Below are 21871 nucleotides of genomic sequence, written 5' to 3'. Positions count from 1 at the left end.
AGTCACCGGGTCCGGTGCTCACCCTGCACGGAGCCCCACCCCGACCGCCCCCGCGTGCGGGGGCGCGGTGCGGGCGACGCCGTGCACGCAGCAGCGTGTCCCCGCCGGTCGGTGGACGCTCCGGGTGTTGCCAGTCCGAGAGGTACGGCCGGCACCACGGGTGTGCCAGCCGGTTGCCTTCGGCTGCGGGTCCAGGGTACGACGCCCCGGGCGTGCGCAGGCGTCGGCGCGCGGCGGTGCGCCCGTTGGCGCAGGACGTCGGCGATCCCATCCGGACAATTCGCCCCAAGTCGCCTATAGCGGGCGTCCAACTTCTGCAACACACTTGCGGGATGAGCCCGCCCGAGGCAGTCCCGCCCACGGCCGTGGCGAGCCGCTTCCACGTGCTCCTGGTCGGCGCCACGAACGTGGGCGACTCACTCGCGGCCGAGCGGCTCCTGCGCGCCAGGCTCGGGGCGGACAGCGCCGTGACGGTGACCAGCGCGGGGATTCACGCCACGCCCGGCGATCCGGTGCCCGAGCACCTCAGCGAGCTTCTCGCGCGCGAGGGGGTGGCCGTCGACGGCCACCACGCGCAGGAGCTCGACGCGGCCATGGTGGAGTCGGCCGACCTCGTCCTCACCGCCACCCGGGACGAGCGGGCGGCCGTGGTCCGCAGGGTTCCGGCCGCGGTGCGGCGCACCTTCACCCTGTCGGAGATGGCCCGGCTCGCCACGTCCCTGGGCCCGTCTGCCCTGCCCGAGGGGGATGCGGCAGCGCGGCTGGCCGCGCTGGCCCGGGTGGCACCGGCGCAGCGGGGCGCACGGCCGGTCGCCGAGGACGACGACATCCCCTTCCCCGCCGCGGCCGGCCCACGCGGCTACGAGGAGTCGCTCGACCAGGTCCGCGCCGCCGTGGACGGCATCGTGTGGACGGTGCTCTCGCCTCCCGACGAGCCGGGACCGCCGCCCGCACCCCCGCGCCGGCCGGAGCCGCCGCCGCGCTCCCCCAGCCACCGCGGCCGGAACATCGCCATCGCGGTCGTCGGGTCGCTCGTCCTCCTGATCGTCGTCGCCATGGCCGGGGCGCTCGTCGTCGTCGGGGCGCTCGACAACCGACTGGAGCGCTTCCCCAACCCGATTCCAGCGGCCGACCGGCCGCCCCCGTTCACGCCCGCCGAGGTGGGCGGGCCCGTCCCCGTCAACATCCTCGTGCTCGGCTCGACGGACGACGTCCGCACCAAGGGGGACCAGGACTGGGCCGAGGCGGCCGCCCAGACCGACATCGTCATGCTCGCGCACGTCTCGGCTGACCGGTCCAGCGTGCAGGTCATCGCGATGCCCCCGGACCTCGCGGCCGACGTGCCGGGTTCGGGCCCGGGAACGCTGCGATCCGCCTTCGCGGAGGGCGGCCCGACCGGCGCGGTGCAGACGGTCGAGCGGCTGACGAACGTGCGCCTCGACCACGTGGCGCTCACCGACTCCGACACGTTCGCCCAGGTGACCGACGAGCTCGGCGGCGTGGAGGTCGACCTGGACGCGGACGTGGTGATCGACGGGCGCGAGGTGTCGGCCGGCCCTCAGGTCCTCACGGGCGAGGAGGCCCTCGCCTGGGTCCGCGCGGACGGCGTCGACGACGTGACGGGGGCGCGGCGCTCGGCGGTGTGGCTCCGCGCGATCCTCGACCGGTTGGGGGACGACGACGTCCGGCGCAACCCCGTTACCTGGCTGCGGCTGCTCCGAGTCGTCTCCGGATCCGTCGCCGTCGACCAGGCGTTCGACCGGTCCGAGCTGGTCGGACTTCTGACCAGCGTCCGGAACGTGGGTCCCGGGGAGGTGCGGGTGGTGCCGGTCCGGACGAAGGTCGTGACGACCGGTGACTCGGCCGCGACTGTGCCTGAGGCCGCGCCCTTTGCGGCGCTGATTGATGCGCTGCGGACGGACACGCTGGACGCGCAGCCGGCTGCCCCGATCTCGTGAGCGCGGGACGGCTCGACCAGCTCGAGCCGTCTCGACGCTAGGAGCACCTCGGGCCGTTTCCGATGATGCCCATGGCGGTCTTGTCTTGCCCCGCGCGCCGCTTGCCGCTCTCCTCGTACACGACACGCGTCGCCTCGAAGCTCGCATCGTCGGTCAGCGCGCGCATCGGCTGGACGATCTCCCAGAGTTCGCCAGGCTGGAGAACGCCCTGCTCCAGGGGAACCCTGCGTGGCCACGCGGCCGTCGCCCACGTGTCGCCTTTCGACGGCGGGACGAAGCCGCTGACGGTGTACCACTTCCCGCCCGGGGGATGAGGAAAGGTGGGTCGATCTCCAAGTCGTGAGGGGCGACAGGCTCGACCTTGACGATCTTGATAGGCGACTCGCCCGTGTTCTTGACCCACACGGCCGCCAGGGCGCGCGTGCTGCGCACCCCGGGTCCGAGCAGTTCAGCTCCTCGCTGCCCGGGCCGATGCTCAGCGACCCGGCGGAGATCCCCTCCGAGCCACTGCACGCTCCGACCGTGGCTGCGACGCCGACCCAGAGCAGTACGGCAAGGACGTGGGCTGACCTTGCTCGCATGTGCGCCTGGGCAGATTCGAACTGCCGACACCCGCTTTAGGAGAGCGGTGCTCTATCCCCTGAGCTACAGGCGCGTGAGACCGGGAGCCCACCGAGAAGCAGCCGGCAAGGGCGCTGCTCCGCAGACCAGAAGACCCGGTCACGCTCGGACCGCCGACCCTCAACCAGAGGCCAGCGACCGCACGCCAGGCTACAGGAACCGGCTCTGCCACCCGAAGCGGGGCAACAGCCAGTGACCCCGGCATGATGTCCCGGTGACGAACACGAGGGCCCGCACGTGAGCCCGTCCCTCTGGCTCGCCCTCGTCGGCGCGTGCCTCGTCATCTCCTGCACCCCGGGCGCGGGCGCCGTCAACACGATGTCCAACTCGCTCGGCTCGGGCTGGACCCGGTCCATCTGGGGGATCCTCGGGCAGCAGCTGGCCCTGGTGGTGCACATCGCGATCGTGGCAGCCGGCGTGGGTGCGCTCGTCAGCCGCTCGCAGGTCGCGTTCGACGCGATCCGCTACATCGGCGCCGCCTACCTCGTCTTCCTGGGTGTGCGGCAGCTTCGGGCGTCCACCGCGGCCGACGACAACGCACACGTGACCCGCGAGCCCGCCTGGTCGATGTTCCGCCGCGGGCTGCTGGTGAACCTCACCAACCCCAAGGCGATCGTCTTCTTCCTCGCGTTCATCCCGCAGTTCGTCCGCCTGGACCGTGCACTGGTCCCGCAGTACGCGATCGTCGCGGCGACGGTCGTGGCCGTCGACATCCTCGTCATGTGGTTCCTGTTCGCGGTGGCGGCGCGGGGGCTCGTGCGGTTCACGGCGCGCGAGGCGGGGCGCCGCACCGTCAACCGGGTGTTCGGCGCGTTGTTCGTCGGCGTCGGAGTAGCGCTGGCCGCCGTGCACTGACGCCCGCCCGGTGCGCCCCAGCCAGGACGACCGCGCGCACACGTCGTCGGGCGGCCACGCACGGGCGGGCGCACCGGTCAAGGATGGGGCAACGGGGGCGTCGTGGGCCGCGCCAGGCCGCGGCGCTTCTGCTCGCCCCACTCGGTCTTGCCGCGGACGATGTCGACGTACCCGAGCAGGCGCCACGTCAGATGCAGCTGGTGGAAGCCGATGCTCTCGATCACGGTGTACGCCATCAGCCTCAGCACGTCGCGCCGGCGCGAGTACCGACCGAAGCTGAGCTCCTCGATCGCCAGCGCTGCGGTGGAGAGCACCACCCCCAGGACGACGGACACCGCGAGCATCGAGAGCAGATAGCCGGCCGAGACGACGCCCAGCACGTATAGCAGCACCGTCACGAGCAGCCCGAGCAGGGCGAAGACCGGGCTGAGAAACTCGAACACCGCGAAGTAGGGCAGCACCAGGGTGCCGACCACCCCGTACCGGGGTCTGCCGAGCATCCCTCGGTGCCGCCGCAGGGACTCCCACAGCCCCCGCTGCCAGCGACGGCGCTGGCGCCCGAGCGTCGCGACGTCCTCGGGGACCTCGGTCCAGCACGCCGGGTCGTCGACGAAGGCGATCCGGTAGGGCTCACCTCGCTCGCGCAGGTACTTGTGCAACCGGATCGTGAGCTCGAGATCCTCCCCGACCGTGTCCACCCACAGCCCCCCGACGGTCTGCAGGAGTGCCCGCTCGTAGATCCCAAACGCCCCGCTGATGAGTCCCAGGGCGTTCAGTCGCCCCCAGCCGACGCGCGCGACGAGGAACGAGCGGATGTACTCCAGCGTCTGGATGACCGCGAGCCTGTTGCGTGCCAGGCGCACCTCGACGACCTGCCCGTGCTGGATGTCGCAACCGTTGGCCACCCGGACGGTGCCGCCCGCCGCGACCAGCGAGCCCGGGTGGTCGAGCAGCGGCTTGGCGATCTTCAGCAGGGCGTCCTGCTCGAGCAGCGAGTCGGCGTCGATCATGCACACGTACGGGTATCGGGCTGCGTTGATGCCGGCGTTGATGGCGTCGGAGCGCCCGGCGTTCTCCTTGTCCAGGACCAGCAGCTCCTCGTGCGGGCGGGACACGTACGCCGTGCGGATGGCCGCGGTCGCGATGCCCTCACGGATCGCCTGTCGGACCGGCACCATGTCGAACGCCTCGACGAGTGCGTCGATCGTGCCGTCCTTGGAGCCGTCGTTGACCACGACAACCTCGTGCCGCGGGTAACGCAGGGCCAGGAGCGACCGCACGCTCTCGACGATGCCGACCTCCTCGTTGTACGCGGGGACGATCACAGAGATGCCGGGCGTCAGCGGGGAGGCGAACACCTCGTCGAGGCCCAGGTAGTTGCGCCGCCAGATCTTCTTGCGCAGGTCGACCCAGGCCAGGGCCGTCAGCGTGAGGTACAGCAGGTCCAGCACGACGAAGTAGGCGAAGGACAGCACGGAGAAGACGACGAACGCCGTCTCGGCGCCGCTCACAGCAGCAGCCGATCCGCCGCCTCGACCAGGTGCTGGCTGGCGTCGGACTGTGCTGCCACCGTGATCACCAGCGCCGGGTCGATGCGCGCCAGGGCTCGTGCAGCCTCGGCGGCCGGGTCGAACTCGTCCCGACGCGCGACGTCGAGCAGGGCGGCAGTGGCGGTGCGGCCGCCGATCTGCCCGAGTGCGCGGGCGGCCGACGCGCGCACGAACGGCACCCGGTCGCTCAGGGTGGCGACGAGCTGGTCGCGGGCGTCTGCACTCCCGAGGCGGCCGAGCGCCACGGCGGAGGCCGCGCGCACGTCCGGGGATGCGTCGCGCAGACGGGTCGGCAGCGCGTCGGCGTCGTTCGCCGCGCCGAGCAGTCCCACCAGCTCGGCGGCGTCGGCGCGCACGTGAGGATCCTCGTGGCCGAGCAGCACGAGCAGCTGCCCCACCGCCGGCGAGCCGATCTCGAGCAGGGCGGCTCCTGCGACGGCGCGAGGCAGCCGCTGGGCGACGGATGCGGCGATGACCGGCTCGACGGCCTCGGTCGCACCGATCCGGCCGAGACTGCGCGTCGCGGCGGCACGTACGTCCACGCTGCGGTCCTCGAGTGCTGCGAGCAGTGCGGGCACCGCACGCGCGGAGCCCATGTCACCGAGCCCGAACGCCGCTTCGACCCGCACACGCTCGCGCCGGCTGCCCAGGTGGCGCACCTCGCGATCGACGGCCCCCGTGTCCTCGAAGTACGCGGCGATCCGCTCGTGAGCCTGGCCGCGGAGCCCGCGCGCGTAGCGCACGAGCAGGTCGGCGAACACGAGGGCCTCCGGAGCCGACAGCCTGGGCACCGGCGTCACCTCGCCGTCGACGAGGTCGATGGCGACCGCTCGGAGCCGCGTGGCGATCTCACGTCGCCGGGCTTCCCGCCGCGCGAGCCGGCGACGGTGCGCGAGAGCCGCCAGAACGCCCACCGCACCCAGCAGCGCCAGCACCGCGATCGTGATGAACAGGGTCACGGCGTGCCCGTCAGCGTCGGCCGAGGATCGCCTGCACGCGGGACCGGAGCTCCTGCGGGCTGAACGGCTTGCGCACGTAGTCGTCGGCGCCTGCGTCGAACCCCTTCTGGACGTCCGAGTCCTGCACGCGTGCCGTCAGGAGGATGACGGGGATCCTGCTGGTCGACTCGTCGGCCCTCAGGGCGCGAGTCACCTCGTACCCGTCCATCTTCGGCATCATGACGTCGAGCACGATGAGGTCCGGCAAGGTCTCGCGCGCGGCCGCCAGCGCCTCGGCACCGTCATGTGCCCGCACGACGGCGTAGCCGGAGCGCTCCAGCCGGAACGCGACCATCTCGAGGATGTCCTCGTCGTCGTCGGCGGCAAGGATCACGGGCTGCCTTCCCGCTGCGTCGTCAGCGCTCATCGTGCTCCTCCATCAGCTCGACGGTTCCTGCGCTCGCGCGCTCTCGCGCGGGCAGCTGGACATTGAAGGTCGTCCCCACGCCCTCGGTGCTCGAGACCGCGATGGTCCCGTCGTGCACCTCGACGATCGACTTCACGATGCTCAACCCCAGGCCCGTCCCGGCGACGGCACCGACGGTCGACGTCCGGAAGAACCGTTCGAAGAGGTGAGCCACCTCGTCCTGCGGGATGCCCATCCCCGTGTCCTGCACGACGACCAGCAGGATGTCGTGCTCCGCGCGCACCTCGACGTCGACCGTGCCACCGGGCGGGGTGAACTTGACGGCGTTCGACAGCAGGTTGTCGAACATCTGGCTCAATCGGCCGGCGTCCGCCCACACCTGCGGAACGGGGTCCGGCGCGGTGAGGGTGACCGCTACCTCGTTCTGCTGCGCACGGGCCCTGACCGTCTCCAGGCTCGCGGCGGCGATGGTCGGCACGTCCACCCAGGCGCGCTCGAGCGACAGCTTTCCGGCGTCGACGCGCGCGACGAAGAGGATGTCGTCGATGATCCGGTTCAGCCGCCGACAGTTGCGGTCGATGACCTCGGCGAAGTGCCGTTGGTCGGCGGTCAGCTCGCCGGCCTCGCCCTCCAGCATCATCTCGATGTAACCGCCGAGGGAGGTCAGCGGCGTGCGCAGCTCGTGCGAGACCGAGCTGACCAGCTGGTCCTTCATGCGGTCGAGCTCGCGAAGCTGAGCGTTCTGCGCCGCCAGGCTGGCCGCGCTCGCCTTCTGCGCCTCGATGAGCCGCTCGCGCTCGAGGGCGACGGACAGGCCTCCGGCCACGTTGCCCAGCGCGTCACGGACGCCTCGCCACGTCGCCGCCTCACGATCGGCGACGATCCACGCGGTGACCTCTCCGCCGACCTCGACGGGGACGGCGAACTGCGTCGCTTCGTCCACGCCACCCTCGCCCCGGTCGACGACCCGAGCGCGCCCCGCGGGGGCCAGCTCGGCGACCGTCTGCGCCGCGACGGCGAGAAGGTCCGCCCGACCGCTGTGCTGGAGCATCGCCGACGTGAACCGGCTCAGCACCGCCCCGCGGCGCGTCGCGGCGCGACTCTGGCCGGCGAGGTCGATGAACCGTGCGAGCACCAGGCCCACGATGAGCACCAGGGCGAAGATGGTGATCCACGCGTTCTGCACGTCGCCGATGACGGCCTGCACCGCGAGCACGGCCACCGGAACCATGCTCACGAGGTAGAGGGACACCACGCGGTGCACGCTGTACTCGGGCACCCGGACCTCGGCGGGCTCGGTGGTGAGCTGCGTCATCGTCGGGTGCAGCCCCGCGAGCCCCATCACGAGCACCCCGGCCATGAGCAGGGCATCGGCGCCGGTCGTCGATCCGGACGTGGTGAACGCGTCCGTCACGCTGTAGACCACGTCGCCGGACAGCACCAGGCAGAGGCCGAGCGCGAGCATGACCAGCGACGGAGTCCGCCACTGCACGGCCAGAAGGAAACGCACCGCGAGGGCGAGCACCAGGACGTCGGCGAGCGGGTACGCGCTGGCGACGATCGTCGGCGCAAGGGGGATCTCAGGGTCGTTGATGTACTGATTGGCGATCAGCAGGAAGGCGAACAAGCCAGCCGTGACCGTGATGATCGAGGCGTCGATGAGGCCGCCGCGATCGCCCTGGGGAACACGCGACGTGCTTGCCACGTGCAGTCCGAGCGCGAACAGGGGGTACGCCGCGAGGTAGAACACGTCCGCCAGCGACGGGAACGGGTCGACCCCGACCACCTGGAACAGCCCGTACACCAGGTCGGCGATGCCGAACGCGACGAGCCCCACGGCGATCAGCAGCCACGCCGACGGCGCCCGCGGCCGGTAGCGCCGCACGCCGACGAGGACGGCGGCCGCCGCGAAGAAGTCCCCGGCGGGGTAGAGGACCACGTGCTTGACGACGAGGAGCTGCGACGGGACCGCCAGCCATGCCACCCACAGGCCGACGGCCGCGACCGCGGCCCCCCGCCACAGACGGTCCACCCCGTAGGTGGGCGGCTGCGGTCCCTCCGTCGCGGTGGCCACGTTCGATGCTTGCACACGCGGTCGGGCAGCGGCTAGAACTCCTCGCCCACCCGGTGTGCGCTCGCCAGGAGAAGGACGCGCATCGCGTGCAAGGATCGGGGAATGACGACGCAGGAGCAGGCCGCCGCCCCCGTACCCGCCAACGCCGCAGGCACGCGGCTGTGGGTGGAGCGCACGGGCGGGCGGCGCTACGTGGGCCGCAACTCGCGCGGGGCCAGCGTGGAGATCGGCGACATCTCCTACGACCAGGCCTTCACGCCCGGCGAGCTCATGAAGATCGCGCTGGCCGGGTGCTCGGGCCTGTCGGCCGACACCGCCGTGGCACGCCGGCTCGGCGACGACGTGGCCGTCACCATCGAGGTGGAGGGCCCGGCCGACGACGAGCAGGACCTCTACCCCCGACTGACCGAGCGGTTCAGCGTCGACCTGTCGGGCCTCGAGCCCGAGCAGCGCGAGCGCCTGCTGACGGTGATGCACCGGGCGATCGACCAGCACTGCACCGTGGGCCGCACGCTCAAGGCGGGCGCCGAGGTCGAGCTCACGGTCATCGGAGAGCGCTGATGGCCGGCGTCGTCGACGAGGCGCTCGCCCGCGCCGTCGCCATCCCCTCCTCGACCATCCACGCGCACGTGGAGAAGGTCCGCAGCCGCAACCCCGAGGCGTCTCCCGCGCAGATCATCCGACTGCTGGAGAAGGAGTACCTCATGGTCGTCGCCGGGGCGGGCGGCGCGGTGGGCGCCGCGGCGGCCGCACCCGCGGTCGGCACGGGCGTCGCGCTCGCGCTGACCGCGAGCGATGTCGCCACGTTCTTCGGGGCGTCGGCCGCGTACGTGCTGGCGGTCGCCTCCGTGCACGGCATCGACGTCGAGGACTCCGAGCGCCGCACGGCGCTGCTGCTCACCAGCCTGCTGGGTGAGTCGGGCGCCAAGGCGGTCACGGACATGACCGGTCAGGGCGCCGCGGGCGTGGCCCGCGTGATGCTGACCCGGATGCCCATCGCGACGGTCAAGAAGGTCAACAACACGCTCACCCGCCGCATGGTGCGCAAGCAGGTCGCGCGGCAGGGCGGGCTGTTCTTCGGCCGGCTGATCCCCTACGGCGTCGGCATGGTCATCGGCGTCGCCGGTGCACGCGCGCTCGGCCGCACCGTCATCGAGGGCGCCCGTGCCGCGTTCGGCAACGCGCCCGCGACCTTCGGGCACGTGATCGAGGTCGAGCCGGCAGCGGCGAAGCAGCTTGGCGAGGGTGGCCGCCCGCAGCTCGACGCTCCGGAGGGCCGGATCAACGTGCAGGCGAAGGAGAAGAAGAAGTGGGGCTCGCGCCGCTGACCCCCTGGGACCGCGCGGCGTTCGACGACCTGCGATCCCGGCTCCACGTGCGCTACGACGACGCCCTGCGCCCGGCCAGCTTCAGCGTCGAGGCCGCTCGTCGGCCCCACGGCCGCGGCCTGGTGCGCGAGATCACGCTGACCGTCTCCGGCGACCGGACCACGACGCACACCTGGCCCGTGGACACCCGGGCGTGGACCGGCACCACCACCCAGGACGCGTCGCTGGACCAGGTCGAGGCCGAGATCTCGGCAGCGCTCGACCGCGTCGCCCGCTGAGGACTCACCAGCGCGAGGCGACGTGCTCCGCGATCCGCGAGTCGTAGATCCCCCGCAGCCGGTCCAGGGCGTCCGCGGGCAGCGGCTCGAGGTCCGCGGCCGCCGCGTTGGCTCGCGCCTGCTCCGCGTTGCGCGCGCCGGGGATCACCACGGAGACGCCCGGCTGGTCGATGATCCAGCGCAGGGCCAGCTGCGCGGTCGTCGCGCCGGACGGGGTGAGCGCGGCGACCTCCCGCGCGGCCGCGACCCCCACGTCGTAGGGCACGCCCGCGAACGTCTCGCCCACGTCGAAAGCCTCGCCGTGCCGGTTGAAGCTGCGGTGGTCGGAGTCCGCGAACTGCGTCGACAGGTCGTACTTGCCGGAGAGCAGACCCGACGCGAGCGGCACGCGCGCGATGATGCCGACGCCGGCCTCGAGCGCCGCGGGCAGCACCGCGTCCAGCGGCTTGCGGCGAAACACGTTGAGGATGATCTGCACGGTCGCGACGTTCGGGCGGGCGATGGCCGCGAGCGCCTCGTCGACCGTCTCCACAGAGACGCCGTACGCGGCGATGCGGCCCTCCTCGACCAGCGTGTCGAGGTCGTCGTAGGTGGACTCGCGGTGGAACACCGGCGTCGGCGGGCAGTGCAGCTGCACCAGGTCGATCGTGTCCACGCCCAGGTTGGTGCGCGAGCGGTCGTTCCACGCGCGGTAGGCGTCGAGGGTGTACGCCTCGGGCGTGTGCGGGTCGGCTCGTCGGCCCATCTTGGTGGCGACGGTCAGGCCCGCCGACGGGCGGGACGCGAGGAACTCCCCCACGAGCCGCTCGGAGCGGCCGTCGCCGTAGACGTCCGCGGTGTCGAGGAACGTCACCCCGGCGTCGACGGCGGCCGCCAGCACGGACAGCGCCGCGTCCGACGACACGTCGCCCCAGTCGCCGCCGAGCTGCCAGCAGCCCAGTCCGACGACCCCGACCGGCCGCCCCGTCCGTCCCAGCACACGCGTCTCCATGCGGGCGACGTTACCGTGGCACGCATGGCCCCTCCACGCGTGCCCGACCCGGCGCCGGCCCGCCCGCACGGACGCACCTGCGCGCGCCGGGACGCCCGATGATCCGCGCCACGCGCACGCTGCCCGTGCCGGCCGACGAGGCGTGGGAGCTGCTCACCGACGCACGCAACCACGCGCGCTGGATCCCGCTCACCCGGGTGCAGACCGACGGCCCGCCGCGGGTCGGCACGCGGATCGTGGCGACGTCGGGCCCGGGCGCCCGACGAGGGTGGCCGGGACTCGTGGATCGCATGCAGATCACGCGCGCCGACCCGCCCGGCCCGGACCGCGTCGCGGTGTTCGTCAAGCGTGGACCGGTGCTGCTGGGCGAGGCACGCATCGAGGTCAGCGCGCTCGACGACTCCCACGCGCGCATCGTGTGGGCCGAGGACGTGTACCTCGCGCACGTGCCCTCCGCGCTGGGCCGCGCCCTCGTGCGCCCCTTCCTGGGCGCCATGCTGCGCCGTGCGCTGACTGCCGCGGCTGCGGAGTCAAGCGCAACGGATCGCCGTTGCTGAGCCGGTAGGCGCAACGAATCGCGCCCATACGCGCAACGCGGGTTGTCGGATCGACGCGGTGGCGGCTCGTACCCTCGATGCAGACCTGCGCTCCCCCGCGCACTGCCCCGAAGGAGCCCGATGACCGTCGCCAGCGCGCCCGGACGTACCGCCCGCCACTACCTGATGTGCGAGCCGGTGCACTACACCGTCTCCTACGAGATCAACCCGTGGATGGACAAGACGCGGTACACCGACGCCGACCTGGCGGTCCGGCAGTGGCGCACGCTGCGGGACACCTACCTGGACCTCGGGCACCGCGTCGACACCATCGACCCGATCGCCGGCCTGCCGGACATGGTGTACGCGGCCAACGGCGCCACCGTGGTGGACGGCGTCGTCTACTCCGCCCGGTTCCGCTACCCCGAGCGTCAGCCCGAGGGCCCGGCGTACCAGAAGTGGTTCGCCGACCAGGGCTTCGTCACCCACACCGCCGCGCAGACCAACGAGGGCGAGGGCGACCTTCTGGTCGTCGGCGACGTCATCCTGGCCGGCACCGGCTTCCGCACCGAGCGGGCCGCGCACGCCGAGGCGCAGGAGCTGTTCGGGCGGCCGGTCATCTCGCTCGACCTGGTCGACGCGCACTACTACCACCTCGACACCGCGCTGGCCGTGATCTCGAGCAGCGCCGAGGACCCGCAGATCGCGTACTTCCCGCCCGCCTTCTCGGCCGGCAGCCGGGCCGTCCTGGAGCAGCTGTTCCCCGACGCGATCCACGCCACCGAGCAGGACGCGGTGGCCCTGGGCCTCAACGCGGTCTCCGACGGCGAGAACGTGGTGGTCGCCCCCGGCGCGGTGGACCTCGCCGGCGCCCTGCGCGAGCGCGGCTACACCCCGATCCCCGTGGACACCAGCGAGCTGCTCAAGGGTGGCGGCGGCGCGAAGTGCTGCACGCTCGAGATCCGCTCCTGACATGACCGTCACCTCGACTCGGTCGGCGCTGGCGCACAACTACCACCCGCTGCCGGTCACGCTGGCCTCCGGGTCGGGCGCATGGGTCACCGACGTGGACGGCCGGCGCTACCTCGACCTGCTGGCCGGGTACTCGGCGCTCAACTTCGGGCACCGCAACCCCATGCTGCTGGAGGCGGCGCACGCCCAGCTCGACCGGCTCACGTTGACCAGCCGGGCGTTCGACCACGACCTGCTCGAGCCGTTCGCCGGCGCGCTGGCCGCGCTCGTCGAGCCGCTGCTCGCCGGCCCGTCGCTGGTGCTGCCCATGAACACGGGCGCCGAGGCCGTCGAGACCGCGATCAAGGCCGCCCGCAAGTGGGGGTACGAGGTCAAGGGCGTGCCGGACGACCGCGCGACGATCATCGTGGCCGACGGCAACTTCCACGGCCGCACGACGACCATCGTCTCGTTCTCCGACGACCCGGACGCACGCCGGCACTTCGGCCCGTTCACCCCCGGCTTCCAGTCGGTCCCGTACGGCGACGCGGCGGCGCTGGCCGCCGCGATCGACGAGACCACGGTCGCCGTGCTGCTCGAGCCCGTGCAGGGCGAGCAGGGCGTGGTCGTCCCGCCCCCGGACTACCTGCCCGCGGTGCGCGCACTGTGCACCGGCGCGGACGTGCTGCTGATCGCGGACGAGATCCAGTCCGGGCTCGGTCGCACGGGCACCACGCTCGCGTGCGAGACGTGGGGCGTCCGGCCGGACCTGGTCACGCTGGGCAAGGCGCTGGGCGGCGGCATCGTGCCCGTCTCCGCCGTCGTGGGGCGCGAGGACGTGCTCGGCGTGCTGACCGCCGGGACGCACGGCTCGACGTTCGGCGGCAACCCGCTGGCCTGCGCGGTCGGCCTGGCCGTCGTCGGGCTGCTCGGCACCGGCGAGCCCCAGGCGGCGGCCCGCTCGCGTGGGCTGCAGCTGGGCGAGAGGCTCGACGCGCTCGTGGCGGCCGGCTCGCTCGCGTCCGTGCGCCGGCTCGGCCTGTGGGCCGGGCTCGACGTCGCCCCGGGCTCCGGCCCCGCGACGGGCCGCGAGCTGTGCGAACGGCTGCTCGCGCGCGGGGTGCTGGCCAAGGACACGCACGGGCGGACGGTGCGACTCGCGCCGCCGCTGACGATCGCCGCGGACGACCTGGACACCGCCCTCGACGCCCTCACGGACGCGCTGGCCTGACTCAGAGGAAGCGGACGGCCCCGAACAGCCAGCCGTCGTTCACAGCGCCGCCCACAGTCATGCGCGTCACGCCGCGGCGCAGCATCTGAGCCTTGTGCGGGGCCGAGTGGGCCCAGGCGCGCACCATCGTCCGGGCGCTGTCGTCGCTCACGCAGGCCACGATGTTGTCCCTGCCCGAGTGCCAGATGCCGCCGGTCGTCGCCATGCGCTTGGCGTGGTTCACCAGGGTGGTGGAGCGCGAGACCCGGAGCGTCCGCAGGCCGTGGCTCTTGCGGTAGGAGTTGATCGCGGCGCCGATGGCCTTCACGCGCTGCTCGGCCGCTCCGGCGCCGCCCGAGCCGCGGCACACCAGGCCGCCCGACGGCACGCGGGCCGGCGCCTTGATGGCCGCCGCGCGGACCGAGGCCAGCTTCGCGGCAGCCGCCCTCTTGGCGGCGGCCTTCTTGGCAGCCGCTCTCTTTGCGGCGGCGGCCGAGGACGCGGACAGCGCTCGGGTGCTGGCCGCGGACCGCATCGTCAGAGGGACGGCGTCGCGGTAGACGGCGGGCGCCGTGGAGGCACCCGCTCCCGCCGCCGGCAGCGCGGCCACCGGCGCCGTGGTGGGCGACACGCTGGGCGTGGGCGAGGCGCTGGGCGCGGGCGCCGCGGTGGGCTCCGGCTCGGCCGTGAGGGTGGGGTCGAGCGTCGGCTCGGGCGTCGCGGACACCGTGGCGGTGGGCGCGGGTGCCGACCCGGCGGACCCCTCGGTGTCGCTCCACGCCGCACTGGCGCCGGCCGCGATCACGGCGGCCGTCACGAAGACTGCCGTGACCGCCCTCGAGTTCTTGTCCCACGCACGCATCTGAGCTCCCTCGGCAATCCACGTGAACCCGCGCGGAGCGGGCTCGCCTGAATCCCCGAGATCGGCAGTCGACGACGGCAACTTGAGCCACTATGCCCAATTGGGTCCGTTATCACACTGGTTGTCGCCCGAGGTCACCAACACACCGCGCGATCCGCGAGGATGTGCAGGTGCCTGACATCGACGATCTCGACCTGGCGATCCTGCGTGTGCTGTCGGTCGACGCCCGCGCGACCTTCGCCCAGGTGGGCCAGCAGGTCTCGCTCTCGGCGCCGGCCGTGAAGCGCCGCGTGGACCGGCTGCGCGAGCGCGGCGTCATCCGCGGCTACACCGTGCGGCTGGATCCCGCCGCGATGGGCTGGCACACCGAGGCCTTCGTCGAGATCTTCTGCCAGGGCTCCACGAGCCCCGCGACGATGCGGACCGCGGTCGAGCAGTACCCCGAGGTGGTCGCGGCGAGCACCGTGACGGGCGACGTGGACCTCGTGGTGCAGGTGCGGGCGCGCGACATGCGCCACCTGGAGCAGGTGGTGGAGCGGTTCGCCGCCGAGCCGTTCGTCTCGCGCACGCGCTCGACCATCGTGCTCTCCGCGCTCGTGCGGCGTCCGGAGGTCCCGCAGCAGCCCTGAGCGCGCCCAGGCCCGATCGGCGGCCCGGTCAGCGGCCCTCTGGCTCCTCAGCCCGCTCCGGCGTCGCGTCGCAGCGGTTCGTCACGACCATCACCGGGCACCGCGCGTGGTGCAGCACGGCCTGGCTCGTCGAGCCGAGCAGCAGCCCGGCGAACCCGCCCCTGCCGCGGGAGCCGAGCACGATGAGATCCGTCGCCACCGAGAACTCCGTGAGCAGCTCCGCCCCGGTCCCGTCCAGCGCGTGCCGCTTGACCACGACGTCCGGGTAGTCGAGCAGCGCGCGGTCCACGACCACGTTGAGGCCCTCCTGCATGTCCTTGAGCACCTGCTCGTGGTCGACGGCGGCGGGCAGCCAGGCGAGGACCCCCGTCATCGACCCGACCGGGACGCCGGCCACGGCCGTGAGCTCCGCCCCCCACGCCTGCGCCTCGCGCACCGCGTAGCGCAGCGCACGCTCGGCCTGCTCCGAGCCGTCCACGCCCACGACGATGCGCCGCAGCGGCCGCACGGGTGGCACCTCGGCGTCGTCGGCCAGGGCGTGGCCCTCGCCGTCGCGCAGCGGGACGACGACCGTCGGGCAGTGCGCGTGCGCGGGCAGGGCCGACGAGACCGTGCCGAGCAACCGGTCGGCGAACCCGCCCCGGCCGCGCGTGCCCACCACCGCGAGACGGGCGGTGTGCGACAGCTCGATGAGCACCCCGGCCGCGTCGCCCGTGTGCACGTTGCTCCGCACGGGGACGCCCAGGTGCGACACGCGCGCCGTCGCCTCGGCGAGCACGGCCCGGGCGCCCTCCTGGATCGCCGAGTCGTCCAGGGCCGCGTAGCCGCCGTCGAGCGAGGCCGCGGTGAACGAGGGCAGCGCGTACGAGCAGACGAGGTACAGCGACCACCCGCGCCGGGCCGCCTCGGCGCCGGCCCAGTCCAACGCGTGCAGGCTGGGCGTCGACCCGTCCACCCCGACCAGGATCACGTCGTCCCGCATCCCCGCTCCTTCGCGCTCACGGCGGGCAGCGTGCGTCAGCGGCGAGCTCCCCGTCGCTCCAGTGTCTCGCGATCGGTCACACGACGACATAGGCGGACCATAGCGGGTCTGCCCGCACGGCACCGCTGCCGAACGCGACCGACCACCGCGGGGCCCGCGGGGTGAAGGGCAGCTCCCACCCCAGCTCGTGCAGCAGCCGGTCGGCCTTGCGGTGGTTGCACCGCACGCAGGCCGCCACCACGTTGGTCCACTCGTGGCGGCCACCCTTGGAGCGCGGGTGCACGTGGTCGACGGTGTCCGCTCCGCCGCCGCAGTAGGCGCAGCGGTGCGAGTCGCGTTGCAGCACGGTGCGGCGCGTGGGCGGCACCGGCCGCCGCCTCGGCACGTGCACGTAGCGCGTCAGGCAGATCACCACGGGGACCGGGACCTCGACGTGGGCCGAGTGCAGGGTGCGCCCGTCCGTCTCGAGCACGGTCGCCTTGCCGCACATCATGAGGAGCACGGCCCGGTGCACGCTCACGATGCACAGGGGTTCGAGGCTGGCGTTGAGCAGCAGCGTGCGGGCCTGGGAGGCCGGCGTGGGCAGGGGCGCAGGCAACTCGGGTACGACCTGTGTCAGCACGGCAATCTCCCGACCGGGGGGTCGGACCGGCTGGCTGCCGGCCCGCGGAGCGAAGTGCAGCGTGGTGCTCGCCCAGAGTAACCACAGGCGGTGGCCGGGATGCGACGAGGCCCCGACGACCGTGTCGTCGGGGCCTCGTCGAGAAGGCTGTGCGCGTCAGCCGACGCGCAGGAACGTGGGGTTGCTCTGCCAGATCCCACGGAACTGGATCGTCTTGCCCGGGCGGGGCGAGTCGATCTGCTGGTTGCCACCGGCGTAGATGGCGATGTGGCCCGGCGTCCAGATGAGGTCGCCCGGCTTCGCCTCCGAGCGGGAGATCACGTGGCCCACGCCGCGGATGCCGCTCGACGAGCGCGGCAGCGAGATGCCGAGCTGCTTGTAGACGTAGGACACGAAACCCGAGCAGTCGAAGCCACCGGGAGCGGCGCCGCCGTAGACGTACGGCGTGCCGACGTAGCGGGCCGCGACCTCGAGGACCGCGTTGCCGGAGACCGACTGCGGGATCGGGTTGTTGGCAACGTCGTCGTTGCTCGAATCCGAGGAAGCGGTGCTGCGCAGCGTGCTGCGGGAGACCTGGGGGGCGGCCTCGCGGGTCTCGACGACGACGACCTTCTTGACCTCGGGCTTGACGGCCTTGACGATCGGCGAGTCGATGGTCCACTTGGCGTCGGCCGGGGCGCTGACGACCGGGCCGGAGGCCAGCACGGCCTTGGCCGAGGCGGTCAGCGCGTCCGTGTCGACGGCCGCGAGGGCGCCGGTGACGGTGTCGTCGGTGGGGGCCGCCGCCATGGCGGGCGCACCGATCATCGAGACCATCAGGCCCGACGATGCTGCGACGACTGCCGTGCGACGGCCGACGGTGCCCAGCTGGTCCGACGCGGCGGACGCCAGCTCGGTCAGCGGCGTCGATGGCCGCCGTGCTGCCCGGTGACGGGCGCGTGTGGTGGTGCTCACGGTCACGCGAGTGCCTCTCCGTGACGCCTACGAGGTGAGCTGTCGGGTTCGGGTGGGAGAAACACCCGGCCTCGACGGCCGACCTGGAGGTCGTTCGTCGGGGCTTCACCCCAAGGACACCGAGACTTCCGGTGCCCACAATTGGGTCCCCCGCCCCTGCCGGCGGTTTGTACGGACCTCGTGGCGGCGGCAGGGTTCGGCGTTCCGCTCGAGGGCTTCTGGGAGGAGGGGTTCCTAGAAGCAGGATGAACGTACCTGACGTCCGGCGGGATTGTCACGTTCCGATCACGAGAAAATGGCTCCGATCTGAACAATCGACCTGCATGAGTGCGCGACGGGCGCGTTGTCCCAGGTCAGAGCGCCGTGGAACGCACCGGGTGGAGTTCATCCGACCGGGTGACACGCCCGGACAGGTCACGATTCGGGCATAGACGCAGCAAACGCCCCGTCCACCCGCCCTCACGGGCCGGGGGCGGGGCGTCCGCGAGCGCGTCAGCGCGTCGTGACGAAGATGTGCCGCGCGACGTCGTCGGGCAGGTCCAGCACGGAGGCCGACCCGGGCGCGCCCACGGTCACGACGCCGATCCCGCGCTCCACCGTGATCTCCGCGTTCGGCAGCACGCCGGCCTCGGCGAGCCGCGTGAGCAGCTCGACGTCCACCTGCAGCGGCTCCGCGATCCGCGCGACGGTCGCCTTGCCGTCCGGCAGGCCGCCCTGGTCGACGAGCGTGAGCACGGACGCGACGCCGTCGAGGAAGCCGACGCGGGTGGACTCCTCACCGATCTCGCCCAGCCCGGGGATGGGGTTGCCGTACGGGTCGAAGTGCGGGTGGTCGAGCAGCGCGGCCAGACGCTTCTCCACGCGCTCGCTCATGACGTGCTCCCAGCGGCAGGCCTCCTCGTGGACGAAGGGCCACTCGAGCCCCACCACGTCGGTCAGGAGACGCTCGGCGAGGCGGTGCTTGCGCATCACGCGCATGGCCTTGCCGTGGCCCGCGTCGGTGAGCTCCAGGTGCCGGTCGCCGGAGACCACGACGAGGCCGTCGCGCTCCATGCGCGCCACGGTCTGCGAGACGGTGGGGCCGGAGTGGCCGAGCCGCTCGGCGATGCGTGCGCGCAGCGGGGTGATGCCTTCTTCGGTGAGCTCGTAGATCGTCTTGAGGTACATCTCTGTCGTGTCGATCAGGTCGCTCACCGCTGGCCTCCGCGTCGTCTCGCCCGTGCCCGTCCCCTGTGCCCGTCACGGGGGGTCACGCGAGGGCGAGCCTCGCGTGCGCACGTGCGCTCAGGGTAGTTGCTCGCGCGGACACTCGGGGGCCCCTCCCGTGAGGCGTCCACCACCGAGCGCGCGCGCCCGGACGAACGACGCCCGCCCGGTCCGCTGGTGCGGACCGGGCGGGCTTCGAGAACCCTGACGGGTGTCAGGCCTGCGTGCGGCGCTGACGGTTGACCAGCAGGACGGCTCCGGCACCGACCACGACCAGCGCTGCGCCGCCGATCAGCAGCGGGGCGACGTTCGAGCCGGTCGCGGCGATCTCGCCCGGAGGGAGCGGGTTGTCGACGAGCACCTGGGTGTCGGGCGGGCTCGTCAGGCACGCGGGGCTGGACGGCGGGTAGGCCACGGAGACCGACATCTCCGGGTTCACCTGGAACAGCACCTTCACGGAGGGCCGGACCCAGTCGAACTCGTCGCCCTCGACCCAGACGCCGTTCTCCAGCCGCCAGCCGGGCCAGTCGATGGCCTCGCCGTTCGCGCCCTGGACCGCGCCGGGCCACAGCACCGTGCCCGACAGCGGCAGACCCGACTGGACCACGTCGTCGCCGTCCGGGTTGATCCACGTGATCTTGACGGTCGTGTTGGGCGAGCCGACGGCCTCCACCTGGTACTGCAGCTTGGGCACGTTGTTGTCGCAGATCGGGTTCAGCACCTGGATCTTGAGCTCGCACGGCAGGGGTGCTCCGTACTCGTCCTCACCGTCGATGCAGCCGTAGCCGGTGGGCGACGGCGACGCGTCGGCCGCCGGGACGCTGGCCGCGCTCGTGGCCGCCAGCGCCGCCCCGGGAGCCAGGAGCATGAGGGCCAGCGCAGCGACGGCTGCGAGGCAGGCTTTGGCGGTTCTGGCCATGACGGTCTCCCCCTGAGGGTGGTCGGATTGCGGTGTTTCGTCGTTATCGTCACCCCGCGGGCGACGCAACGATAGCGGCAGATCGGGTGATTTCGGACATTTACGCTCAGGGGCTGCCGAATTCACCCCTTCGTGCAGGTGGCCCCCACGTAGCCCGAGCCCGTGACGGTCGGCGTGGTCCAGACGTCGACCTGGCCGTGCCGCACCGGCACCGTCATCTCGTAGACCGTCGAGCCGCCGGGAGCAAGCACGGACGTGGCCGCGAGCGCGCGCCTGCCGGCCTCCGTGGCGGTCGCACCGGCCACCAGGTCACCGTCCTGCCGTACGGCGTCGAGCTGCGCGCCCACGGGGGCGTAGAAGAGCAGTCCGGTGGCGAGCGAGCCGGGCGGCACCGCGCGCGGGCGTGCCCCGCGCGCGAACTCGGGCAGCTTCTCGACGTCCTTGGGCGGCTCGTAGGACAGCGTCACCCGCACGGTGGCGGTCGACGCGTCGGCTGAGCACTGCACGCTCACGTCGGCGTCGAGGTAGTAGTCGAGCTTGCCCTCGGTGGCGTCGTTGAGGAACACGCCCGCGGCGTCCGGGTGGTCGCCCGTGAGGAAGGCACTGCCGAGGCCCGTGGTGACCAGCGCGGCCTGCTCGTCGTCGTGCGCCGACCACAGCCGGAACCGGCCCTGGTCGCTCGCCGTCTGCACCGCGTCCACGAGGCCGGTCGTGCTGCCCGCTCCTCCCGTCAGCGCGCCGAAGATGCTGCCGGCCACCGAGGAGAACAGCGCGTCCGCCTGGGCCCCGCTCGCCGCGTTGCGGTAGGCGTCGCGGAGAAGGAGCTTGAGGATCGAGTCGGCCTGCAGCGTGCGGCCGTCGGCCGCCTTGACGGGCCCGAGCGAGCGCAGCACCTCCTGGACCGCCACGGGGTCCGTCGCCACGACCCCGTCGACCTTCCCGTGCACGTCCCGCTCCCACCGAGCGGTGATGAGCTGCGCCGAGCGCGGGAAGTCCGGCGTGGCCACGGCGTTCTGGATCCACCGGCCCAGCCGGTCGCCGTGCAGGGTCGTCTCGGCCGGCGTGAGCGGCACGACGGGCTCGGCGATGCCCTTGAGCTGCGCGGTGCTGATCTGCCGGCCCAGGGCGAGGCGCCCGTCGTCGGCCTTCACCTCCAAGATGCTGCCGACGATGCCCCCGGCGCTGCGCAGCTCGGCGGAGTTCAGCGCGAGCACGAGGTAGGTGCGCGGGCCGTCGCCGCCGAGCATGGGCGGCAGCAGGGAGGCGGCGCTGTCGGCGGCGGTGAGCAGCCCGGCGACGCTGGCCAGCCGCGTCTCGGCGTCGCCCACGGGACCGGCGAGCGGTCCCACGAGGTCGGACGTGTCGATGGACGCGACGCGCGCGTGCGCGGAGCGCGCGACGGCTGCGGCGTCGGTGAGCGCGGGCGCGGCGGCCGCGAGCGCCTCGACGTCGATGCTTCCGTCGTCGCGGCGCAGGCCGCTGCCCTGGACCAGCTCGGCGATGTCCCCGACCGCCGGGAGCGCGTCCTGCGTCAGGTCGTCGAGCGCCGAGGACACCGCGCTCACGGCGTGGAGCTGGTCGCCGGCCCACGGCACGTGCTCGGCTAGCTTCCAGACCGGGTCCGAGGACGCGTGCCGCGCGCGTGCGGTCGCCTCCTGCGCCTGCGGCAGCGCGGCGGTGAGGGCCGCGGCGTCGCGCTGGTCGACGCCGGACTCCATGGTGCTGACCACGTCGCGCGCGTCCATGAGCGCGCCCGTGGCCTGCACCGCGCGAAAGGTCACCCAGCCGGCGGCGATCACGAGCACGACGAGCACCAGGACGAACCCCAGCGCGAAGCGTCGGCCCGCCTTGCCCCTCGGCCGCGGTGCGGACGAGTCGTCGTCCAGCTCGGCGGCGCTCGTCTCGCCGTCCACCTGTGCGCTCACGGGTCGATCGTCACATACCGGACATCTCGCGCGGCCGTCGCGGGGCCCGATTCAC

22 protein-coding genes, 1 tRNA gene and 1 riboswitch are annotated in these 21871 nt (G+C 72.9%); of the genes, 9 read left to right on the top strand and 14 right to left on the bottom strand.

Annotated features, from left to right (window positions below; translation table 11 throughout):
• Nucleotides 1-332 precede the first annotated feature (332 nt).
• Nucleotides 333-1958, top strand: coding sequence for an LCP family glycopolymer transferase (locus QRT05_RS04605; RefSeq protein ID WP_289445711.1), 1626 nt, complete (start codon nt 333-335; stop codon nt 1956-1958).
• A gap of 37 nt (nt 1959-1995) precedes the next feature.
• Here QRT05_RS04605 and QRT05_RS04600 read toward each other — a convergent pair whose 3' ends face one another.
• Both QRT05_RS04600 and QRT05_RS04595 read right to left on the bottom strand, forming a co-directional pair.
• A complete protein-coding gene (locus tag QRT05_RS04600) occupies nt 1996-2124 on the bottom strand; it encodes a hypothetical protein (protein WP_289445709.1) in 129 nt (42 codons plus the stop codon).
• Between the two features lie 416 nt (nt 2125-2540).
• Nucleotides 2541-2613, bottom strand: a tRNA-Arg gene (locus QRT05_RS04595).
• A gap of 203 nt (nt 2614-2816) precedes the next feature.
• Between QRT05_RS04595 and QRT05_RS04590 the strand changes: the two genes are divergently transcribed.
• A complete protein-coding gene (locus tag QRT05_RS04590) occupies nt 2817-3434 on the top strand; it encodes a LysE family transporter (RefSeq protein ID WP_289445707.1) in 618 nt (205 codons plus the stop codon).
• A 77-nt stretch (nt 3435-3511) separates the two neighbouring features.
• On the opposite strand, the gene QRT05_RS04585 is transcribed toward QRT05_RS04590, so the two are convergent.
• Genes QRT05_RS04585 through QRT05_RS04570 form a run of 4 tightly spaced genes read right to left on the bottom strand, consistent with a single transcriptional unit; the run spans nt 3512 to nt 8423 of the window.
• Complete coding sequence (locus QRT05_RS04585) at nt 3512-4945, bottom strand: glycosyltransferase family 2 protein (protein WP_289445705.1); 1434 nt, start codon at nt 4943-4945, stop codon at nt 3512-3514.
• Nucleotides 4942-5943, bottom strand: coding sequence for a HEAT repeat domain-containing protein (locus tag QRT05_RS04580; RefSeq protein ID WP_289445703.1), 1002 nt, complete (start codon nt 5941-5943; stop codon nt 4942-4944). The genes QRT05_RS04585 and QRT05_RS04580 overlap by 4 nt, the downstream gene beginning before the upstream one ends.
• A 10-nt stretch (nt 5944-5953) precedes the next feature.
• Nucleotides 5954-6349, bottom strand: a complete 396-nt coding sequence (locus QRT05_RS04575) for a response regulator transcription factor (RefSeq protein ID WP_289445701.1) — start codon at nt 6347-6349, stop codon at nt 5954-5956.
• Nucleotides 6339-8423, bottom strand: coding sequence for a sensor histidine kinase (locus tag QRT05_RS04570; protein WP_289445699.1), 2085 nt, complete (start codon nt 8421-8423; stop codon nt 6339-6341). The genes QRT05_RS04575 and QRT05_RS04570 overlap by 11 nt, the downstream gene beginning before the upstream one ends.
• Nucleotides 8424-8525: 102 nt before the next feature.
• Here QRT05_RS04570 and QRT05_RS04565 point away from each other — a divergent pair, with 102 nt between their 5' ends.
• Genes QRT05_RS04565 through QRT05_RS04555 form a run of 3 tightly spaced genes read left to right on the top strand, consistent with a single transcriptional unit; the run spans nt 8526 to nt 10029 of the window.
• Nucleotides 8526-8984 carry an OsmC family protein gene (locus tag QRT05_RS04565; RefSeq protein ID WP_289445696.1) on the top strand — a complete coding sequence of 153 codons (459 nt, stop codon included), beginning with the start codon at nt 8526-8528 and terminating at the stop codon, nt 8982-8984.
• Nucleotides 8984-9751 carry a hypothetical protein gene (locus tag QRT05_RS04560; protein ID WP_289445694.1) on the top strand — a complete coding sequence of 256 codons (768 nt, stop codon included), beginning with the start codon at nt 8984-8986 and terminating at the stop codon, nt 9749-9751. The genes QRT05_RS04565 and QRT05_RS04560 overlap by 1 nt, the downstream gene beginning before the upstream one ends.
• Nucleotides 9733-10029: a hypothetical protein gene (locus tag QRT05_RS04555; protein WP_289445692.1), complete on the top strand. Its 297-nt coding sequence runs from the start codon at nt 9733-9735 to the stop codon at nt 10027-10029. The genes QRT05_RS04560 and QRT05_RS04555 overlap by 19 nt, the downstream gene beginning before the upstream one ends.
• Before the next feature lie 4 nt (nt 10030-10033).
• On the opposite strand, the gene QRT05_RS04550 is transcribed toward QRT05_RS04555, so the two are convergent.
• Nucleotides 10034-11020 (bottom strand): aldo/keto reductase, encoded by a 987-nt coding sequence (locus tag QRT05_RS04550; RefSeq protein WP_289445690.1) that lies wholly within the window; start codon nt 11018-11020, stop codon nt 10034-10036.
• 98 nt (nt 11021-11118) lie between these two features.
• Here QRT05_RS04550 and QRT05_RS04545 point away from each other — a divergent pair, with 98 nt between their 5' ends.
• The 3 genes from QRT05_RS04545 (at nt 11119) to rocD (ending at nt 13738) form a co-directional block, all read left to right on the top strand.
• A complete protein-coding gene (locus QRT05_RS04545) occupies nt 11119-11577 on the top strand; it encodes an SRPBCC family protein (RefSeq protein WP_289445688.1) in 459 nt (152 codons plus the stop codon).
• A 120-nt stretch (nt 11578-11697) separates the two neighbouring features.
• A complete protein-coding gene (gene ddaH / locus QRT05_RS04540) occupies nt 11698-12528 on the top strand; it encodes a dimethylargininase (protein ID WP_289445686.1) in 831 nt (276 codons plus the stop codon).
• 1 nt (nt 12529) lies between these two features.
• A complete protein-coding gene (gene rocD / locus QRT05_RS04535) occupies nt 12530-13738 on the top strand; it encodes an ornithine--oxo-acid transaminase (protein ID WP_289445684.1) in 1209 nt (402 codons plus the stop codon).
• A 1-nt stretch (nt 13739) separates the two neighbouring features.
• Here the strand turns inward: rocD and QRT05_RS04530 are convergent, their stop codons facing one another.
• The gene (locus QRT05_RS04530) at nt 13740-14579 is read right to left on the bottom strand and encodes a CAP domain-containing protein (protein ID WP_289445683.1); all 840 of its coding nucleotides are present in this window, start codon (nt 14577-14579) and stop codon (nt 13740-13742) included.
• A 170-nt stretch (nt 14580-14749) separates the two neighbouring features.
• Here QRT05_RS04530 and QRT05_RS04525 point away from each other — a divergent pair, with 170 nt between their 5' ends.
• Nucleotides 14750-15208 carry an Lrp/AsnC family transcriptional regulator gene (locus tag QRT05_RS04525; protein ID WP_289445681.1) on the top strand — a complete coding sequence of 153 codons (459 nt, stop codon included), beginning with the start codon at nt 14750-14752 and terminating at the stop codon, nt 15206-15208.
• Between the two features lie 28 nt (nt 15209-15236).
• Here QRT05_RS04525 and QRT05_RS04520 read toward each other — a convergent pair whose 3' ends face one another.
• The 6 genes from QRT05_RS04520 to QRT05_RS04495 all read right to left on the bottom strand — a co-directional run bounded on the left by QRT05_RS04520 (nt 15237) and on the right by QRT05_RS04495 (nt 21816).
• Complete coding sequence (locus tag QRT05_RS04520; RefSeq protein WP_289445679.1) at nt 15237-16190, bottom strand: universal stress protein; 954 nt, start codon at nt 16188-16190, stop codon at nt 15237-15239.
• A 76-nt stretch (nt 16191-16266) separates the two neighbouring features.
• Nucleotides 16267-16809, bottom strand: coding sequence for an HNH endonuclease (locus QRT05_RS04515; RefSeq protein WP_407650308.1), 543 nt, complete (start codon nt 16807-16809; stop codon nt 16267-16269).
• A 159-nt stretch (nt 16810-16968) separates the two neighbouring features.
• Nucleotides 16969-17766 (bottom strand): C40 family peptidase, encoded by a 798-nt coding sequence (locus tag QRT05_RS04510; RefSeq protein WP_407650294.1) that lies wholly within the window; start codon nt 17764-17766, stop codon nt 16969-16971.
• 9 nt (nt 17767-17775) lie between these two features.
• Nucleotides 17776-17978, bottom strand: a riboswitch (cyclic di-AMP (ydaO/yuaA leader).
• 280 nt (nt 17979-18258) lie between these two features.
• Nucleotides 18259-18960, bottom strand: coding sequence for a metal-dependent transcriptional regulator (locus QRT05_RS04505; RefSeq protein WP_289445674.1), 702 nt, complete (start codon nt 18958-18960; stop codon nt 18259-18261).
• Nucleotides 18961-19186: 226 nt separating this feature from the next.
• Nucleotides 19187-19891, bottom strand: coding sequence for a peptidase (locus tag QRT05_RS04500; protein ID WP_289445672.1), 705 nt, complete (start codon nt 19889-19891; stop codon nt 19187-19189).
• A gap of 122 nt (nt 19892-20013) precedes the next feature.
• A complete protein-coding gene (locus QRT05_RS04495) occupies nt 20014-21816 on the bottom strand; it encodes a DUF4012 domain-containing protein (RefSeq protein WP_289445670.1) in 1803 nt (600 codons plus the stop codon).
• Between the last annotated feature and the right edge of the window lie 55 nt (nt 21817-21871).

It is taken from the genome of Cellulomonas edaphi, assembly GCF_030362815.1.
Classification (GTDB): Bacteria; Actinomycetota; Actinomycetes; order Actinomycetales; family Cellulomonadaceae; genus Cellulomonas; species Cellulomonas edaphi.
The sequence above is the reverse complement of the archived record's forward strand: the minus strand, read 5'-3'. Positions and strand labels throughout refer to the sequence as shown.

Excerpts from the sequence above, each read along its gene's own strand:
- QRT05_RS04605 (WP_289445711.1), top strand. The coding sequence starts at position 333 with ATGAGCCCGCCCGAGGCAGTCCCGCCCACGGCCGTGGCGAGCCGCTTC.
- QRT05_RS04600 (WP_289445709.1), bottom strand. The coding sequence starts at position 2,124 with ATGCGCGCGCTGACCGACGATGCGAGCTTCGAGGCGACGCGTGTCGTG.
- QRT05_RS04575 (WP_289445701.1), bottom strand. The coding sequence starts at position 6,349 with ATGAGCGCTGACGACGCAGCGGGAAGGCAGCCCGTGATCCTTGCCGCC.
- QRT05_RS04565 (WP_289445696.1), top strand. The coding sequence starts at position 8,526 with ATGACGACGCAGGAGCAGGCCGCCGCCCCCGTACCCGCCAACGCCGCA.
- QRT05_RS04560 (WP_289445694.1), top strand. The coding sequence starts at position 8,984 with ATGGCCGGCGTCGTCGACGAGGCGCTCGCCCGCGCCGTCGCCATCCCC.
- QRT05_RS04550 (WP_289445690.1), bottom strand. The coding sequence starts at position 11,020 with ATGGAGACGCGTGTGCTGGGACGGACGGGGCGGCCGGTCGGGGTCGTC.
- QRT05_RS04545 (WP_289445688.1), top strand. The coding sequence starts at position 11,119 with ATGATCCGCGCCACGCGCACGCTGCCCGTGCCGGCCGACGAGGCGTGG.
- ddaH (WP_289445686.1), top strand. The coding sequence starts at position 11,698 with ATGACCGTCGCCAGCGCGCCCGGACGTACCGCCCGCCACTACCTGATG.
- rocD (WP_289445684.1), top strand. The coding sequence starts at position 12,530 with ATGACCGTCACCTCGACTCGGTCGGCGCTGGCGCACAACTACCACCCG.
- QRT05_RS04530 (WP_289445683.1), bottom strand. The coding sequence starts at position 14,579 with ATGCGTGCGTGGGACAAGAACTCGAGGGCGGTCACGGCAGTCTTCGTG.
- QRT05_RS04520 (WP_289445679.1), bottom strand. The coding sequence starts at position 16,190 with ATGCGGGACGACGTGATCCTGGTCGGGGTGGACGGGTCGACGCCCAGC.
- QRT05_RS04500 (WP_289445672.1), bottom strand. The coding sequence starts at position 19,891 with ATGGCCAGAACCGCCAAAGCCTGCCTCGCAGCCGTCGCTGCGCTGGCC.